This is a genomic window from Gordonia sp. 852002-50395_SCH5434458, assembly GCF_001665905.1.
Taxonomy (GTDB): domain Bacteria; phylum Actinomycetota; class Actinomycetes; order Mycobacteriales; family Mycobacteriaceae; genus Gordonia; species Gordonia jacobaea.
The window spans coordinates 104273-122243 of the sequence record NZ_LZTC01000048.1; the positions used below are offsets into that span (position 1 = coordinate 104273).

At 65.9% G+C, this 17971-nt stretch carries 15 protein-coding genes; 4 read left to right on the forward strand and 11 right to left on the reverse strand.

The features are described 5' to 3' along the window. Nucleotide 1 precedes the first annotated feature (1 nt). Genes A5785_RS11640 through A5785_RS11655 form a run of 4 tightly spaced genes read right to left on the reverse strand, consistent with a single transcriptional unit; the run spans nucleotide 2 to nucleotide 6712 of the window. Nucleotides 2-1678, reverse strand: coding sequence for an ArnT family glycosyltransferase (locus A5785_RS11640; RefSeq protein WP_064866568.1), 1677 nt, complete (start codon nucleotides 1676-1678; stop codon nucleotides 2-4). Further along, nucleotides 1675-3255 carry a glycosyltransferase gene (locus A5785_RS11645; protein WP_064866570.1) on the reverse strand — a complete coding sequence of 527 codons (1581 nt, stop codon included), beginning with the start codon at nucleotides 3253-3255 and terminating at the stop codon, nucleotides 1675-1677. Before A5785_RS11645 ends, A5785_RS11640 begins: the two co-directional genes overlap by 4 nt. Continuing rightward, entirely contained in the window at nucleotides 3252-4790 is a 1539-nt protein-coding gene (locus A5785_RS11650; protein ID WP_064866572.1) for a hypothetical protein, read from the reverse strand. Before A5785_RS11650 ends, A5785_RS11645 begins: the two co-directional genes overlap by 4 nt. Further along, nucleotides 4787-6712 carry a hypothetical protein gene (locus A5785_RS11655; RefSeq protein ID WP_064866622.1) on the reverse strand — a complete coding sequence of 642 codons (1926 nt, stop codon included), beginning with the start codon at nucleotides 6710-6712 and terminating at the stop codon, nucleotides 4787-4789. The genes A5785_RS11650 and A5785_RS11655 overlap by 4 nt, the downstream gene beginning before the upstream one ends. Nucleotides 6713-6998: 286 nt before the next feature. Here A5785_RS11655 and A5785_RS11660 point away from each other — a divergent pair, with 286 nt between their 5' ends. Then, complete coding sequence (locus A5785_RS11660) at nucleotides 6999-7823, forward strand: alpha/beta fold hydrolase (protein ID WP_064866574.1); 825 nt, start codon at nucleotides 6999-7001, stop codon at nucleotides 7821-7823. Here the strand turns inward: A5785_RS11660 and A5785_RS11665 are convergent. The 6 genes from A5785_RS11665 to A5785_RS11690 all read right to left on the reverse strand — a co-directional run bounded on the left by A5785_RS11665 (nucleotide 7794) and on the right by A5785_RS11690 (nucleotide 13596). Beyond that, complete coding sequence (locus tag A5785_RS11665) at nucleotides 7794-9389, reverse strand: carboxylesterase/lipase family protein (RefSeq protein WP_064866576.1); 1596 nt, start codon at nucleotides 9387-9389, stop codon at nucleotides 7794-7796. The genes A5785_RS11660 and A5785_RS11665 overlap by 30 nt on opposite strands. Nucleotides 9390-9458: 69 nt before the next feature. After that, nucleotides 9459-10412 (reverse strand): 23S rRNA (guanosine(2251)-2'-O)-methyltransferase RlmB, encoded by a 954-nt coding sequence (gene rlmB, locus A5785_RS11670; RefSeq protein WP_005204812.1) that lies wholly within the window; start codon nucleotides 10410-10412, stop codon nucleotides 9459-9461. A gap of 27 nt (nucleotides 10413-10439) precedes the next feature. Beyond that, nucleotides 10440-11828, reverse strand: a complete 1389-nt coding sequence (gene cysS / locus A5785_RS11675; RefSeq protein ID WP_064866578.1) for a cysteine--tRNA ligase — start codon at nucleotides 11826-11828, stop codon at nucleotides 10440-10442. Between the two features lie 11 nt (nucleotides 11829-11839). Then, the gene (gene ispF, locus A5785_RS11680) at nucleotides 11840-12325 is read right to left on the reverse strand and encodes a 2-C-methyl-D-erythritol 2,4-cyclodiphosphate synthase (RefSeq protein ID WP_064866580.1); all 486 of its coding nucleotides are present in this window, start codon (nucleotides 12323-12325) and stop codon (nucleotides 11840-11842) included. A 64-nt stretch (nucleotides 12326-12389) separates the two neighbouring features. Further along, nucleotides 12390-13085: a 2-C-methyl-D-erythritol 4-phosphate cytidylyltransferase gene (ispD, locus tag A5785_RS11685; protein WP_064866582.1), complete on the reverse strand. Its 696-nt coding sequence runs from the start codon at nucleotides 13083-13085 to the stop codon at nucleotides 12390-12392. Nucleotides 13086-13107: 22 nt separating this feature from the next. Beyond that, nucleotides 13108-13596: a CarD family transcriptional regulator gene (locus A5785_RS11690; RefSeq protein ID WP_049699870.1), complete on the reverse strand. Its 489-nt coding sequence runs from the start codon at nucleotides 13594-13596 to the stop codon at nucleotides 13108-13110. Between the two features lie 428 nt (nucleotides 13597-14024). Here A5785_RS11690 and A5785_RS11695 point away from each other — a divergent pair, with 428 nt between their 5' ends. Continuing rightward, complete coding sequence (locus A5785_RS11695; protein ID WP_064866584.1) at nucleotides 14025-14657, forward strand: hypothetical protein; 633 nt, start codon at nucleotides 14025-14027, stop codon at nucleotides 14655-14657. 168 nt (nucleotides 14658-14825) lie between these two features. Next, on the forward strand, nucleotides 14826-16205 hold the full coding sequence (radA, locus tag A5785_RS11700) for a DNA repair protein RadA (RefSeq protein ID WP_049699872.1): 1380 nt from the start codon (nucleotides 14826-14828) through the stop codon (nucleotides 16203-16205). A 3-nt stretch (nucleotides 16206-16208) separates the two neighbouring features. Here radA and A5785_RS11705 read toward each other — a convergent pair whose 3' ends face one another. Continuing rightward, nucleotides 16209-16757, reverse strand: a complete 549-nt coding sequence (locus tag A5785_RS11705; protein WP_049699873.1) for a PaaI family thioesterase — start codon at nucleotides 16755-16757, stop codon at nucleotides 16209-16211. A gap of 65 nt (nucleotides 16758-16822) precedes the next feature. On the opposite strand from A5785_RS11705, the gene disA reads away from it, so the two are divergent. Beyond that, complete coding sequence (gene disA / locus A5785_RS11710; RefSeq protein ID WP_049699874.1) at nucleotides 16823-17923, forward strand: DNA integrity scanning diadenylate cyclase DisA; 1101 nt, start codon at nucleotides 16823-16825, stop codon at nucleotides 17921-17923. The last annotated feature ends 48 nt before the right edge of the window (nucleotides 17924-17971 follow it).

The following is a 17971-nucleotide window of genomic DNA, read 5'->3' on the forward strand; positions in this document are numbered from 1 at the left end:
CTCACGACGTCCGCGGATTCACCTCGTACACACGCCAATTCGGCATGTTGGCACCCTGGTTGCGGGCCTCGAGGACGAGTGTTGAGATCTGATCGCCGTTGTCATACAGCGTGGGGTATCGAATGTTCAATGCGTCCGACGACCCGCGCCCGGCTCGCGGCACCGCGAGCAGAAACCGCACTCCGAACCGAGCGGGTTCGTTCAAGATCTGGTCGAAGTCCTGATCCGACGGAATCACGAACTGCTTCGGATGTCGGGACTGCACGACAACCGCGAATCCGTAGACGGTGTCGGTGAGCACGCTGCCGTCCGGCAGATGCAGCGAGTCGAGGTACTCCGCGAGCGCCCGCTCAGTCGAGAACGACCGCAACACTCGGGCTTCGTCGAGGTAGCGCTTCTCCGTCGAATCGGGTTTGGGCGCAACGACAGAGCGGTATGCGAACTCCTGCGGCGCATACTTCGGCGACGTCATGCCGGCGGCAGTGACGGGGAGTCCCACCACGAATGCGAGGACCGCGACAGTGCCGATCACACCGTAGCGCCACCCTCGTCCCGCGCGCGGATTCGCTTGCGGCAGTGACGCTCGCGGTCCGAGTCGACGATACGGTTCGATGCGGCGCGCCGGGGTGGCGAGCAGCGCGGTCACCGCGGCCAACAGGATGATCGTCATGTAGAAGCGCAAGAATCCGAAAGTGGTTCCGCGGACGTAGCTCAGTACCTGAAACGCAACAACGGCACCGATGATCAGGACCGGTACCGCGAGCGGGTACAGCCGGTGTCGGCGAATACGCACCCACGCGACGAGAACGAACAGCACGAGGTACAGCGGCGCGAGGATAAGTAGTTCGGTGATCGAGAAACGCAGCGCCTCAATGCCGGTCGCGCTGCCCGTGCCACCCGACTGATCGATGATCGCGGTGTTTCCGTACTGCGAGGTGAACTGTGCGAACGCCTGGCCTGTGATCAGCCAACTCGTGATGGCCCAGACGATGAACGCCAGCAGGCTCGGCGACGCGACGAGCACGACGTCGAGCAGCGCCCGCTGCGCGCGCAGCCTGCGCCCGACTGCCTTGTCGGAACGTCGATACGTCACGAATGCCACAAAGCACCCTGCGACAAATGCTGCGACCGCGCCGTCGTATCTCGTGAGGTAGGCGAGGCCGAGAGCGATTCCGGCGACGATCAATTCGTGTACGTCATCGGTGTCGACCCACCGGATCAACCGTCGGACGGCCCACGCGAGAAAGAAGATGTACGGCGCCTCGCTCATCCCGTTGGCCCCGTACAGGATGATCATGGGGTTGAGCGCAAACACGAGCGTCACGATGACGGTCATCGCCGGGGGTAGTGCGCGATCGCGCGCCACCCCAGACACCTGCACCACGGCGCCTGCCATGAACGCCGACGACATGATCGCGGCCGACAACGCGTCGGTCGTCATCTGCGGCCACCACACCGACAGCGCGGTGAGCGGTAGCTGCACCAGCGCGGTCAGGGGCGTGAAGATGAATCCTATTGCGGCCAAGTGCGGATCCCGACTGAACAGCACGCTCTGCGCTGCTTGCACGCGAGCCAACGAGTCGCCGAAGTAGGCGTGCACGCCGACTGCCAGGTACACACCGAAAGCCAGGTAGGCCAGCCACACGACGAGCCACAGCGCGACGGATCGACGGCTCATTGAGCCGCCTGCGTCGACGAAGCCGTACCCGACGAAGCCGACGCGTCAGAAGCACCGGAAGCGTCAGACGTGTCAGACGGACTGGCGTCGGACGTGAGTCCGTGGGCCGTCTTCTCCCAGTACGACGGCCGAAACAGCAACTGCCACATGCCCTTGATCGCCGCGATACTCATCATCACCCAGTAGAACGGGACGATGAGCCCCGACCAGAGCAGTTCGCCGCGGTCGTCCTCCCGATTCGCGACGAGCGTCATATAGATCGCCGCGCTGTTACCGATGACGAACGAGATCAGCGACAGGTAGTAGATCGGCCCGGGGAAGAGCTGCGCGACGAACGCCGGGTGCCCGGCGATCCACACGATCAGGATGAGCCAGAAGATCATGTTCATACACGCGATAAAGGGAGTGCCTGCGATCAGCAGGGTGAACCGAATCATCCCGAGCAGCCCCATGAAGTGGAAGAGGCGCCGGGGCCTGCGCATATGCACGAGCCACGTCTGCATGTAGCCCTTGTACCAACGCGACCGCTGACGAATCCAGTTGATGCCATCCACATTTGCTTCTTCGAGCGTGACCGAGTCGAGCACAGCGGTGCGATAACCCTCGCCTGCGATGCGCACCCCGAGATCGGCGTCCTCGGTGACGTTGAACGGATCCCACGCACCGAGCTCGATGAGCATGTCCTTGCGGAAGTGATTCGACGTCCCGCCCAACGGAATCGTCGCCTTGCTGACCATCAGTCCCGGCAACAGGTAGCCGAACCAGATGCCGTAGTCGGCGGTGAACCATTGCGTGAGAACGTTGTCGGTGACGTTGTAGAAGCTCAGCTTGCCCTGCACGCAGATGACGGAATCGTCGTCGAGTTCACGAAACGTAGCCACCACCCTGCGCAACTGGAGCGGGTCGGGATGATCCTCTGCGTCGAAGATGGTGACGATATCGCCTGTGGCGAAATGCAATCCGTAGTTGCAGGCTTTTGGTTTGGTCCGCGGATCGCCGGGCGGTGTGAGCACCGAGGTGATGATGGGCGACGAGTCGACGGCGTGAGCGGCCTCGATCGTCGGGGCGTCGTCCTCCTCGAGCAGCAGCAACACCTGCAGCTTCTCCTGCGGGTATTCGAACGATTCCATCGCCTCGATCAAATGTCCGACGACCTCCGGCTCACCGTATGCGGGAACCAGCACAGTGTACTTCGGCAGGTCGTCTTCGGCTATCGCTCGCGCCGCCTCGTCGGAGATCCGGATCGCACCGTTGACCAGGCCCAGCCGAAATGTGTTGAGCCGCTCGATGAGCGAGACGATGTAGATCACCGTCGCGATCGACACCAGCGTCGCCGCGGTACCGACCGGCCAGAACACGAATCCGACGACGATGACGGCGACCACGACGGCACCGATGATCTTCTGCGTCCGACTGAACGCGACAGACGCGGTCATCATCGGATCTTCGCTACGCAGCCGGTTGATCGCGTCGTCGAGCGCTGCAGTGCGGTACTTCTCGTCCGAAAGCAGTTCGTCCACTTCTTCTTTGGTGGTAGGCGAGGCGAATGTCGGTTGCTCCGAAGCGGATTCGGTCATGGCTGATCCTCCCGCCGTACGCCGGACAGTTGTTCGTTGACGATGTCGCGCCCGGCGTCGAGTACCAGCTGCCGGTCCTTGAAATCAGGGCGGTCGTCACGGGTCACCGCGTTGCCCCGCAACGTGATGTCGACCAGCGCACGCAGATTCGTCGCGATCGTCAGGTCGGGTTGCGGGAAGTAGGCGTTCGGCTCGTGGTTGTCGACCGACCACACCGACACCTGCTGCGCGTGCGTACCGTTGCCCCATAGCCAGGTGAGCAGGGTGTAGGTGAGGTACCTCTTGTCATCGAGGATCACCTCGAGAACTGCTGGGATGCCGTGCGGCAGTACCACATTGACAGAGTCGGAGAAGCGGTCACCGAACAGGTCGTAGGTGAAGGTCTGCGGGTAGAGGTCGAACTGCAGCGGGTAAAGCGTTTCGATCGTGTCGACGACCACCTTGCGCGGGCGGGACTCCTTGTCGAATGCGATATCCCCGGATCGCTGGATCAGATTCTGTCGCGCCAACTGCGCACCGCGCCCGTAAAGGTTGTGGGCGAAGTCGTAGCGCACCGTCGGCCCATCCTGGCGCCACTCGGGTGGCACCGCCAACGGTGCCTGTGTCGACAATCCCGCGATCGTCGTCACCGGCGTAGCCACCACTCGCTGAAACGGCAGGAGCAGCGTGATCACAGCACTGACCACAAGCACGCAGATGGCACCCGCCTTGACCGTCTCGACGCCCGGCTCGTACAACGGGCGGTCGAACGGACGCGACGTCGTGTGCCGCCGGCGATGCAGGTACGCGATCAACCCGACGACGAAGACGCTGCCAACCGCGGGGAGTGCCTGAAACGCGAAGAGCGGGGCGTCGGGATGCAGGACGTGGACAACCACGACGATCACGACCCCGAGCACGACCGCCGCGATGAAGCCGATCAGGGCCGACCGTCGATCACGACCGATCGCGATTGCGGCGGCCACCGCCCCGAACACCGTCATCACCAGACCCGCGGACAACTCGTTGCCACCGATACTCAGCAACGCGACCCGGTACACGATCGGAAACGTCACCAGTCCGAACAGCCACACCCAGTGGTAGCGCATCGTCGGCCGCAGCCCGAACATCAGGATCGAACCGCCGAAGAAGAACGTCAGCAGGCCGAGGATGTCGAGGTGCGTCAGCAGATACAGCGAACCGGTGAACCGGTTGGTCAGCGCGCCGTCGAAGCAGAACGACAGCAGCATCACGATGACACCGACGATGATGTCGGTCTGACGATCGCGGATCGCCCGCTCCTCGTGGCGGCGCAGCGTGACCCCGTACGCGGCCATGGCGACAAGGACCAGCACCACGAGGATGTAGCTGAGATCCGACTCGTATACGAAGATCTCGCGGTACCACTGCCCGATGTTGTGCCAGTAGGCGACAACCGTCGCCGCGACCAGCAGCAGCCACCTGAGGAGCAGCCGCGAGACAATCGACCTACCCGCACTCCGCGATTCCTCCGACGACGCGCCGGAGGAGTCAGCGGGTGCCTCGGTGACGGTCATTGCGCGCTGTCGTCACCGGTGTGTCGACGCCGCAGCAGCTTGAGTCCTGCTGCGACGATCAGGAACAGGATCACCGCTCCCAGGATCACCGCCACGACGACGAGCCACCCCAGCGGATGACTGTTCGACGTCTCGTCGTGGGCACCCGCGTCGGCGTCGACCGTGATCGGATCGCGGCCCGAGATCTTCAGCGCGGCGTCGCCGGTCGCGTTCGAGGCGTTGTCGGAGAACCAGCGCAGTAGATCGTCGAGGTCACCGGCGTCGTTGGTCGAGGTCGCGACCAGCGTGCTGCGGTCGTCGGACCGCGTCACCTGCAGCGACCCGAACTGCACCTGCGGATTCAGCGTGACCTTCGATTCGGCGCCGGACGACGAGCGTACGGTGACCGTCCCCGACTTCTGCGTCACCGGCAGCGCGACGCCGTCGGGTAGTCCCTGTCCGTCGGCGGCGATCAGCACCGCAGGCTGTGTCGACGACGCGGCGTCGGACATCGAGACCACGTCGACGCCGAGCGGCACCGCGGACAACCGCTGCATCGTCGTCATGATCGAGACCGCGCGCGCGACGTCGGGGACGTCGCCCTTGGTCCACGCGAGTTGCGTGCGCGGCATCAGTGACTGTGGCATCGATCCGAGCCCCGCGGGGATCGGCGGATCTGCGGGCGAGCTACGTATCTCGCCTGCCGCAGAGACGCTCAGCGACCCACGGGTCCCGTTGCCGCAGCCCTCTTTGACGTCGCCCCGTTCGAGCGTGACGACCAGCCCGTTGTACCTGCTCAACGCACCGTTTGGCAGGTCGACCCACTGGTTGAACGCACCCGAGTCATCGGTCTTGATCGTCGCGATGACGCGATCCCCCAGCCGTACCGACACCACCGGCGACGACCCGTTCGCCGCCGGTGTCGCCGATCCGATGAGTTGCACACGGATGTCCTGCGACGGCCTGCCAAGGCGCGTCTGGTCGATCCCGAGCGTGATCGACGGCCATGCCGACGACGTGACGATCTGATCGTTGATACCCAGATCGGCCAGCGTCTGCACCTCGGGAGTCAGCTGCGGCGCGTCGTGCAGCGGACCGGCGACCGCGGAGGAACTCTGCGCGATCGGCGACAGATTCGACGTCAGAGCCCGCGCCTGGTTGGTCAGCTCGTTGGCCTGACCGCCGATCACCAGATAGGCAGCGCCATTCTGATTCTCGACGCTCAGCCCGGCGGGCGCCGCGCTGCTGATCACGATCTGACGTTCGAGCGAATCCGGTTGACCGCTCGGCACGAGCGAGCCCGCACCCAGTGACGCGACGTCGATGTCGAAGTCGGCGGTGCCGTAGTTCGACGCGACGGACGTCGCCAGACCGACGGCCGCCGACGCCTCGGCACTCGTCGGGTTCTGCGGGACGAAGATCGTGAGTTTGCGCAGGATCGGGGGAAGGAATTCGGCGACACTTCGGGGGATCGCCTCGCGCCCGGTGAAGGAGAGCGTCGTGTCGCGGATGTGGAACGCGTTGTCCGGGTCGAACTGGCAGATTCCGCTCACGGTCAGATAGGCCCGCAACGTGATGTCGGCGGCGTTGCGGGTCACACGAACACCCGCCAGCGGCAACTCGATCGGCGAGTTCGGCGCCGGATTGATCGGCGTCCGCGAGATCACCCGGTCACCCTGCAGTACGTCGACCGTCCCGCCGGTGACGAACGGCGGGACGTCGGTAAACCCGCTCAATTTGTCCGGCGTCAGGTTCTGTGGCACTGGAATCGAGACGCTGACCTGGGCCTGCTGGCCCGCAAAGGTGATGTCGGGAGCCGCCCCGATCGATCGCAGTCCCAGTGGAGGTGGTGTGTCGCCCTGCGCTGCCAACGCGTCGCCGACTCCGGATAACGCCAGCACTGCACACAGTGCCGCGGCGATCACAACAATCCGACGGCACATGCCCACTCTGCATACCCAATCCCCCGTGACGGGAACTCCACCGATCTCGCCTCAATGCGTCTGGCCGGAAGCACTTGCACGTTTGAGGTTAATGCTGTGCAGATGCGACTGTCAACGAACACACATCAGCGTGTCAGCGTTGGGACGGGTGACCTGCCGCATGTGTGCTGCCGTTGCAGTTTCGAGTCCATTCCGTGTCCACAGGCTCCACGGCTTCTGGAAGCATGGGCCGCATGTCCAACGGCAGTTGTCGCCGCCTGGGAGGGTTGGCCGGAGAATCGAGCGGATGATCGACGCACATTTCCGCAGTGCATCACCGAGTGTCGGCGACCGCGCCGACGGTGGAAGCTACATCGACATCAACGGGGATCTGCTGTGGCATTTTCAAGGTGGCGACCCGATGGGTCCGCCCACCGTCCTATTGCACGGCTCGTTTTCGTCGGCGTCGAGTTGGGGTGCGCAGTTCGGCGACTTCACCGACGCGGGCCTTCGCCTGTTCGTACCCGAGCGCAGCGGTCACGGCCACAGCCCCGACTGCCCCGGCCCCTACAGTTTCGCGTCGATGGCCGACCAGGTCATCGCCTACCTCGAGAATGTCGTGCGCGGCCCCGCGAACATCGTCGGCTGGAGCGACGGTGGCGTCATCGCCCTGATGATCGCGCAACGCCGTCCCGAACTCGTGGCCCGGATCGTGACAACGGGTAGCTATGTCAACCGGCACGGACTCACGGTCTCCGCACTGACCGACCGCCTCGACGAGAGCGACGAGAAGGTCGTCGCGTGCCTTCGGGACTGCTTTCTGCACGACGACGGAGAACACGACGGCGGGGAATCCGACGTCGTCTTCGACAAGACGGTCACCATGCTGCGCTTCGAGCCGGAATTCGAGAGCACCGACTTCGCGGCGGTGACTGCCCCGACCCTCGTCATCGCGGCCGACTGCGGAATCGTTCGTATCGAGCACTCCGTCGACCTCGCAGCGACCCTGCCCAACGGTCGGCTCGCCGTTCTCCCCGGCACCCACATCCTCCCGTTGGAGTCACCGCACCTGTTCAACCCACTGGTGCTGACCTACCTGGCGTCAGATCCCCCGAGCAGCGTCGAACTCTGACTCGATCGGGTCACCGTCGACGATCAGGCCGGTCCCCCGATGCCATGCGAGTCTGCGTTCGCCGTCGGGATCGGCTTCGACGCGATCGGTCCGGTCGATGACCAGGATCTCGCGGTCGTCCTCGAAGTAGCGCGGCCAGTCGTCGCCGGGGACGCCGGTGCGCGCGAAGGTTCCCCACCGCGACTGCATGTCTGCGGTGACGCGGGCGACGGCACGCCAGTCCCCGACGCTCAGCGGCGCACCGAGAGCCGAGCGGTAGGCACCGAACACCGCGAACAGTTCGGTCGCGTGCGTCGCTCCGACGCCGAGCTTGCCGAGCACCTTGGTGAAGAAGTCGTAGCGGTAGGTGTAGGTAGGCGCGACGCGACTGTGCCCGTCGGCGAAGGCCACCGCTGGCGCCCAGAAGGTCGCGTCGGCCGACAGTCGCAGCCGTTCGCCCGGACCCGCATACAGCGCGGAGATCTGCTCGCGGGCACCCTCGTCCTCGACGCGCAGGAGCATGCGCTCGGCGTCGGGAAGCATGTTCCACAGCTTCTCGAAGAGTTTGCCCTCGTCCCGGTTACCGCCGACGATCAGCGGAACCGGGTGTGTTTCGCCAGCTCGCGCCGCGTCGACCGGTAGTTTCGGCAGCAGCGCGCTGCCCGCGACGGGCGCGAACGGTACCGGTTCCGGGGTCTGCGCCCTGGCGGCGAAGCGCATCAGCCGATTGCTCGCCCGGAAGATCTGCTCGGGGCTCGCGCCGTCGAGGAGTTCACGCGCGGTGACGGGGGCGATCGGCTCTTCGCCATCGTCGGGGTCTCCGGTGCGACGCTCCGGGTCACGCAGCAGGCGCAGGAACTCGTCGGCGAACGTTGTCGCGCTCGGCTTGCTCACGACGAGTTCCGGCGCGGGACTCTCGGCGATCGCGCGCGCGAACAAACCCTTGGCTTCCGGGGTCGCGAGCAGCGTCAAGACCGCCGATCCACCCGCACTCTCACCGAACACCGTCGTGTTGTCCGGGTCGCCGCCGAATGCCGCGATGTTGCGCTGTACCCAGCGAAGCGCGGCGAGCATGTCCGACAGTCCCGGGTTCTCGTCGAAGGTGCGTTCCGGCGTCGAATAGTCACTGAAATCGAGCATTCCGAATGCCCCGAAGCGGTACTGCACAGTCACGACGACGACGTCCTGCGCGCGTGCGAGCGCCGCGCCGTCGTACAGCGGCGTCGCCGCGGTGCCGAGGATGTAGGCGCCGCCGTGGATGAAGACCATCACCGGGCGCGGCGTCGACGACTGCTCCTCGGGGGAGAAGACGTTGAGCGTCAGGCAGTCTTCGCTGGTCGGTACGTAGCGCCCCGGACCCGTCGCCGTGAATCGACGCTCCTGGATGGCGGCGTTGCCGAATGCCGTGCAGTCGCGAACACCCGGCCACGGCGCCACCGGCTGTGCGTCGCGAAAACGGCCCTCACCGACGGGCGGAGCTGCGAACGGAATGCCCTTCCAGCTGATGGTGCCGCGTCGGGCGCGTCTTCCCCTGAGACCCCCGACAAGTCCGTCGGTCGTGGTCACGATGGTGTCGATCAGCGTCATTGCCTCAACCTAACGAACGTCGGGCAACCACGGTCACACAGGTCCGATGGGACGCCTGCCGGCAGGGGGCTACTGCTGACGACGCTGGCGCGCGAACTCGGCGAGCACCACGCCCGCGGCGACCGACGCGTTGAGGCTTTCGACGTCGCCTGCCATCGGGATCGAGAGGATCGAATCGCACGTCTCGCGCACGAGCCGCGACAACCCCTTGCCCTCCGATCCGACGACGATCACGGTCGGCCCGGTGCCGTCGTAGTCGTCGAGCGTCACGTCGCCCTCGGTGTCGAGGCCGACGATCTGCGCGCCGGTCTCCGCCCACTCCTTGAGCGTGCGGGTCAGGTTCGGTGCCTGCGCGACCGGTAGGCGCGCGGCTGCGCCGGCACTGGTCCGCCACGCCACCGCGGTGACACTCGCGCTGCGGCGCGCCGGGATCACCACGCCGTGCCCACCGAAGGCGGCGACCGAACGGATCACCGCGCCGAGATTGCGCGGGTCGGTGATGTTGTCGAGCGCGACGAGAAGCGGCGGGGTGCCCGACTCCATGGCGTCGCGCATCAGGTCGTCTGGATGTGCGTACTGGTACTCGGGCACCTGCAGTGCGACACCCTGATGCAGTCCGTTGGCCGACATGCGGTCGAGTTCCGGCTTGCCGACCTCGAGGATCGCGATGCCCTTGTCCGCCGCGAGTTTCACCGATTCGGCGACGCGGTCGTCCGGTTCGCTGTTGACCGCGATGTAGAGGGCCGTCGCGGGAACGCCCGCGCGCAGACACTCCAGCACCGGGTTGCGGCCGAGCACGTACTCCGGACCGTCGTCTTTGCGACGCGGATTCGGCCTTCCCGCAACGCTTTTCCCGGCGGCCTTCGCCTTCTTGTGTGCGGCATGGTACGGACGGTCGACGGCCTTGGGTGTCGCGCCACGGCCTTCGAGTCCGCGTCGACGCTGCCCACCGGAGCCGACGGTCTGCCCCTTCTTGCTGCCCGATTTGCGCACTGCGCCACGGCGTTTGGAGTTTCCGGCCATCGTTGTCGTCCCGTCCGCTTGAATTGCTTACTTGCCCTTGAGCGCCCAGGTGGGGCCGTCGGGAGTGTCGGTGACCTCGATACCGGCCTCCGACATGCGATCTCGCACAGCGTCGGCCGTCGCCCAGTCTTTGTCGGCACGTGCCTGTGCGCGCCGACCGAGTTCCGCATGCACCAGTACATCGAGCGCCGACATCGCATCGGTCTCGTCGGAGCCTTCCAACCAATGCTCGTCGAGAGGGTCGACGCCGAGCACATCCATCATCGCGCGGACGGACTCGGCGGCGGCAACAGCCGCGCCACCGTCGCCCGCCTCGAGAGCGGTATTGCCCTCGCGCACGACGTTGTGGATCGTCGCCAACGCGGCGGGCACGCCGAGGTCGTCGTCGAGCGCCGCGGCGAAGTCGGGATGCACCTGCCCCACGGCAACCTGGCCCACGCGCGAAACAACCCGTCCCACAAACGATTCGATACGCCGATATCCCGCGGCAGCCTCGGTGAGCGCGCCGTCGGAGTACTCGAGCATCGACCGGTAGTGCGCACTACCGAGGTAGTAGCGCAGTTCGACGGCCCGCACCCGCTGCAGCATCGCCGGGATCGCCACGACGTTGCCGAGCGACTTGCTCATCTTCTCGCCACCCATGGTGACCCAGCCGTTGTGCAGCCAGTACCGAGCGAACGGATCGCCTGCGCCGTGCGCCTGCGCGATCTCGTTCTCATGGTGCGGGAAGATCAAATCCATTCCACCGCAATGGATATCGAACTCGGGACCGAGCAACGACGTCGCCATCGCCGAGCATTCGAGATGCCAGCCGGGCCGGCCAGGACCCCACGGCGTCGGCCACGACGGCTCGCCCGGTTTCGCGGCCTTCCATAGGGTGAAGTCCTGCGGGTTGCGTTTGCCGGTGCCGGCACTCTCGCCCTGATGCATGTCGTCGAGCTTCTGCCCCGACAGCGCACCGTAATCGGGGAGGCTGCGGACGTCGAAGTAGACGTTGCCGTCCGAGGCGTAGGCATGTCCGCGCGCGATGAGTCGCTCCATGTACTCGACCATCTGCGTCACGAAGCCGGTCGCGCGCGGTTCGGCCGACGGTGGTTGCACGCCCAGCGCGTCATACGCCTTCGAGAACTCGCGCTCGTGCGTCGCGGCCCACTCCCACCAGGGTCGCTCCGCTTCGGCGGCCTTGCGCAGGATCTTGTCGTCGATGTCGGTGACGTTGCGGACGAACAGGACGTCGTCGCCCTTGTACTCCAGCCAGCGGCGCAGTACGTCGAACGCGATGCCGCTGCGCACGTGACCGATGTGGGGAACGCCCTGCACGGTTGCGCCACACAGATAGATCGTCACTCGGCCGGGGTGCAGCGGCACGAAGTCGCGCACCTCTCGAGCAGCGGTGTCATGTAGGCGCAAGGTCACGACGTGCGATTCTACCGGTCGCCCGGCGTCGGATCCGCCTCGGTCACCAGCGCCGTCGCCACTGCGGCCACACCCTCGCCGCGGCCGGTCATACCGAGGCCGTCGGTTGTCGTCGCCGAGACCGAGACCGGAGCACCGAGCGCGGCACCGAGAACCTGCTGCGCCTCCGCACGGCGCGGACCGATCTTCGGTGTGTTCCCGATCACCTGCACCGCGGCGTTGACCACGACCAACCCGTCGTCGGCAAGCAGTTGCGACACGTGCGCGAGCATCGTCACGCCCGATACCCCGTCCCATTCGGGTCGCCCGGTGCCGAACACCGAGCCGAGGTCGCCGAGACCTGCAGCCGACAGCACGGCGTCGCACAGAGCGTGCGCACCGACGTCGCCGTCGGAATGCCCGGCACATCCGGGCGTGTCGGGAAAGAAGAGCCCGACCATCCAGCACGGAGCGGCCGGGTCGAGTGCATGTGCGTCGGTACCGATGCCGACTCTCATCGAGTTGCTCCTGGAGTCATCGGGCATCGTTTCATCGGGCACCGTCTTGTCACCGTGCGCTGCGTCATCGTGCGACCTCTTGCACCAGATCACGGGCGATGCGGAGGTCCCACGGCGTGGTGATCTTGAAGGCCAGCGGGTCGCCCTCGACGACGTGGACGTCGATACCAATGCGCTCGGCGAGTCCGGCATCGTCGGTGGCAAGGCCGGAGTCGTCTGCATGCGCTGCGATCAGCGCGTCGCGGGTGAAACCCTGCGGCGTCTGGATTGCGCGGAGTGGTTCGCGGTCGACGGTGTCGAGCACCCGGCCCGAAGGGTCGACGCGTTTGAGTGTGTCGGCCACCGGCAGTCCGGGCACCACAGCGCGATGTCCGGCGAGCACGGCGTCGACGACTGCGCGAAAGACGCGGGGAGGTGTGAACGGGCGCGCGGCGTCGTGCACGAGCACGATGTCGGCGTTGCCACTCACCGCGATACCGGCACGCACCGATTCAGAACGGTGAGCACCACCGGCCACAACGACGGCCGACGGAACGAGTACAGCAGCATGCTCGACGAGATCCGCGGGAACGACGACGACGACCTCGGCGTTGATGTCAGCGTCGAGGACCCCATGGACACAACGCTCGAGGATCGTCGATCCGCCGAGGTCGACGAATGCCTTGGGCTGGTCGAGTCCGAGTCGGGTACCCGATCCAGCCGCAGGGATGATGACGCTGGTCAACGGTCCGCCGGGTGTCGGCGTGGTCCCTTGGGCCACGTCTATCAGTAGCCGGTCAGCGTCAAGACGCCGCGGCCAGCACCTCGTCGAGGATGCTGGTGGCCCTCTCGTCGTTGGTGTTCTGTGCGAGCGAGAGCTCGTCGACCAGTACGCGACGAGCGCGGGTCAGCATGCGCTTCTCGCCTGCAGACAAGCCACGATCCTGCTCGCGGCGCCACAGGTCGCGCACGATCTCGGCGACCTTGATGATGTCGCCGGAGATCAGCTTCTCCTGGTTGGCCTTGAAACGTCGGGCCCAGTTGGTGGGCTCCTCGGTGTGGGGTGCCCGCAGCACCTGGAACACCTGGTCGAGTCCCTCTTGACCGACGACGTCTCGGACGCCGACATACTCGAGCTTTGTCGAGGGAATCTGGACTGTCATATCACCATCGGCAACCTTCAGAACGAGGTATTCGATCTGCTCACCTTTGATGGTCCGGGTAACGATGTCTTCGACCCGGGCAGCACCGTGATGGGGGTAGACAACGGTGTCGCCAACTTTGAAATTCAATGTTCCGTGCCCCTTTCGAGTAGGCCCAGTCTAGCACGGGGGTCATTTGGGTCACATCCAACGGTGCAGGTCAAGGCACTACTGCGTGGTCGCAGACCCTCGAGTTTCACCGTTGCAGCAGGTGAGCGGGTAAGGCCATAACAGCCTCGGCGACAACGCGCAAGAGCTCGCTCCACAGGCCTCTGCGAGATCGATTTCGACGGCCCGCCCACCCGCGTTCGAGACGCGCGAGATCCGGCTCGCAGATACCAATCCGGTACCCCGTCGGGCTTTTGGCACGCCCGCCCACTACGCTGCGTAGTGCAGGGTTCGCGCCAAGCGATTTCGGCCTTTCGATTACCTGGGAGGAACGGGTGTCTGTGTCATCGCAGAATGAGGCAACTCGGAGTGGGACAACTCGGAGTGGGTCGAGCCATCCGACTCGTCGTGTGCGTCGGTTCGCCGAAGCCACAGCCATCGCAGCAGTCGGAATCGCGATCGCGTTCGGGACGACCGGCTGCGGTGCCGGACAGATCTCGCAGACCGCGAACCAGCTGCCCGCCGTCAACGGCAACAATGCCAACCTCGGCAGCATCGAGCTGCGCGACGTGCAGATCATCTACCCCACGCAGAACGCGGCGTCGGTCTTCGACAACGGCGGCCCGTTCCAGCTGTCCTGGGTGATCGCCAACCAGAGCGAGATCGACACCTACCGCCTCACGGGCGTGACAGCCGAAAAGGGCACGGTCACACTCAAGGACCGTTACGACCTCGAACCCGGCAAGGCCCTGCGCGCAGGCGAGCCCGCCGCCCTGATCAAGGATTCGAGCATCACCGACGAGAAGCGCATGTCGGCGACTCTCGACGGCACCGGGAAGTCCGTCGCTGTCGGGCTGACCACCAAGCTGACCTTCACCTTCGAGAAGGTTGGCCCCAACGGCGCCACCTCTCCGGTCGGCTCGGTCACCGTCGACACCCCCGTCGACTCCGGCACGCTGCTCACCCGCCAGGACAAGGTCCGCGAGGCCGAGGCGCCTGCCGACGAGCACGGCGAAGAAGCGCCGAACGTCCTGCCCAACTGACTTCTCGCGCAGCCTCTCGCGGCGTGAACCCGGTTTACGCTCACCCGCTTCCTTCCGGCTTATGGAATTCAATAAGCCGCAAGGAAATGGGTGAGCCTCATGGCCCCTCCCGACACGTCCCGGTAGCCATGCCGAGAAGTGTCGGTGGCCTGACCTAGGCTCGGATTCGTGGCAAAACCCAAGTCGACGTTCCGCTGTTCCGCGTGCGGCCATACCGTCGCAAAGTGGGTGGGGCGCTGTCCCGAGTGCGGCGAGTGGGGCACCGTCGACGAGGTGGCCTCGCTCCCCGCAGCGACCGCCGCACACAGCGCTGTCGCGCCGTCGAGTCCAGCCGTTCCGATCACCCAGGTCGACGCCGCGTCATCGAACGCAATCCCAACGGGCATAGCCGAATTCGACCGTGTCCTCGGACGCGGCGTCGTACCGGGATCGGTGATCCTGCTGGCAGGCGAGCCGGGCGTCGGAAAGTCGACGCTGCTCCTCGAGACGGTCAAGCATTGGGCACGTGGCGGACGTATTGCGCTGTACCTCACCGGCGAGGAGTCGGCAGGACAGGTCCGGTTGCGCGCCGAACGTACCGACGCCGTCCACGAAAACGTCTATCTCGCAGCCGAAACCGACCTCGCCACGGTCCTCGGCCACGTCGACGCCGTCCGCCCGACACTCCTCGTCATCGACTCGGTGCAGACCATGGTCGCCACCGGAACCGACGGCGTGACGGGTGGCGTCACCCAGATCAGGGCTGTCACCACGGCGCTCGTCTCGCTCGCCAAGAACCGCGGGATCGCGGTCATCCTCGTCGGGCACGTCACCAAGGACGGCAACGTCGCCGGACCGCGCTCACTCGAGCATCTCGTCGACGTCGTGCTGTCGTTCGAGGGCGACCGCCACACGTCGTTGCGCATGGTGCGCGGCATCAAGAACCGGTTCGGCTCCGCAGACGAGGTCGGCTGCTTCGAGCAGCGCTCCGACGGCATCCATCAGGTCACCGACCCGTCGGGAATCTTTGTCCACCAACATGATTCGGACGTGAGCGGATCGTCGTCGATCGTCGCGATGGACGGCAAGCGCGCGCTTGTCGGCGAGATCCAGGCTCTGCTCGCCGAGTCCAAGATGGCCAACCCGCGTCGTGCGGTGTCCGGTCTGGACTCGGCACGCTCGGCGATGGTCCTCGCCGTGCTGCAGGGTCGGGCAGGGTTGCCGCTCGGCGAGAAGGAGATCTATCTGTCGACGGTCGGCGGGATGAAGGTCACCGAGCCCGCCGCCGATCTCGGCATCGCGCTCGCGGTGAACTCGTTCGTCACGAACAAGCCGACGCCGCGCACCACCGTCGCGATCGGCGAGGTCGGCCTGGCCGGAGAGGTGCGTCGGGTCTCGGCTGTCGGACGTCGGGTCGCCGAAGCCAAACGGCTGGGCTTCACACACGCGATCATCCCCGCCGGCTCCGACGATCCGCTCCCCAAGGGCATCCGGGTCACTCGTGTGTCGGGTATCTCCGACGCCATCCGCGCGGTCACGATCAGAGACGTGTCGCGCGCACCGTTCTGACACTCACGGACGCGACATGCGCTGCTTGTACTCGTCGGCCATCGCGCTGTTCTCGACGTGCTCGGCGAAGTGCTGCCGCGCGTCGATGGTCACGAAGATGCTGTGGCCCACGACGACCGGCTGCGAGGGGTCGCCGAGATGGCCGACGGCCTCGACGTAGACCTTGCGACGCTGCCTGCCGAGGATGTCGGCCCGCAGGTGCAGCGTCGAGCCGATCGGCACCGGGGCGACGAAGTCGACCTCGAGGTGCACCGTGACGGCCGACGGTCCGACCAGCAGCGGAACGGTCCCCATCACCTCGTCCATCGCGGTCGACAGGATGCCTCCGTGAATAACCCCGGGACCGCCCTCGAATCGGGACTCCACCAGCATCGACGTCTCGACGGCGAACCCGTCTGCCGCGCGTACCTCCAGGTGCAGTCCCTGCGCCGACTCGGCGCCACAGCCGAAGCACAGCGGATTATGCATGCGGATCGCCTCCCCCGGCGCGGCCGCTTTGGGGTGGCGTTGCAGCGGGTCGAGGTCGGTGGGCACCACGAAGTCACGTTTCACGTGCCGTTACCCTAGTCTGCGACGGACCGTGAGCTTCTCGCGGCCGCGAGAAGGGAACGCAAGCCATGAGCGACATCGCGCGAACCGAGCCTGGAACACGCTCGGAACTGATGCGTGAGACGCTCGCTCGCGTGGCGCCGGGAACAGGACTTCGCGACGGGCTCGAGCGCATCCTGCGCGGCGGCACCGGCGCGCTGATCGTCATCGGACACGACTCAGACGTCGAGAAGATCTGCGACGGCGGCTTCCACCTCGACGTCGAATTCGCGCCGACGCGTCTACGCGAACTGGCCAAGATGGATGGCGCCGTGGTGCTGTCCACCGACGGCAAGCGCATCGTGCGCGCCAACGTCCAACTCGTGCCCGACCCGTCGATTCCGACCGAGGAATCGGGCACGCGGCACCGGTCGGCCGAGCGCACAGCGATCCAGACCGGGCATCCGGTGATCTCGGTGAGTGCGTCGATGTCGATCGTCAGCGTCTACGTCGACGGACTCCGCAAGGTGGTCGAGAGTCCCGACCCGATCCTCTCGCGCGCCAACGTCGCGCTCTCGACGCTCGAACGCTACAAGGCGCGCCTCGACGACGTCAGCGCCGCGCTGTCGCGCGCGGAGATCGAAGACTACGTACTACTCCGCGACGCGATGTCGACAGCCCAACGCATGGAGATGGTGCGTCGGGTCTCGGCCGAAATCGACGACTACGTATTGGAACTCGGCGTCAACGGCCGACAGGTCAGCCTGCAGCTCGAAGAGCTCATCGCCGAGAACGACACGATGCGTGAACTGCTGGTCCGCGACTACTACGCAAGCCCGGAGCCCGCGACCACCGAGGAGGTGCGGGGATCGCTCGAGGCGATCGAAGCGCTCTCCGACGCCGACCTCCTCGACCTCTCTCTCCTCGCGGGCGCCTTCGGTTATCCGACGACGATCGAGGCCCAGGACACCGCGATGAGTCCACGCGGCTACCGCCTTCTCGCGGGCATCTCGCGGCTGCAGTTCGCGCACATCGACCGCCTCGTGCGCAGCTTCGGCACGCTGCAAGCGCTTCTCGCGTCGTCGGCCGCCGACCTGCAAGCCATCGAGGGCATCGGCGGCATCTGGGCCCGCCATATCCGCGAGGGTCTCTCGCGGCTCGCCGAGACCAGCATCGAGCGGTTCGACTAACCCACCTACCTCCACCCTCGAACCGCCTTGACCTTCGAGTGAGTCGAG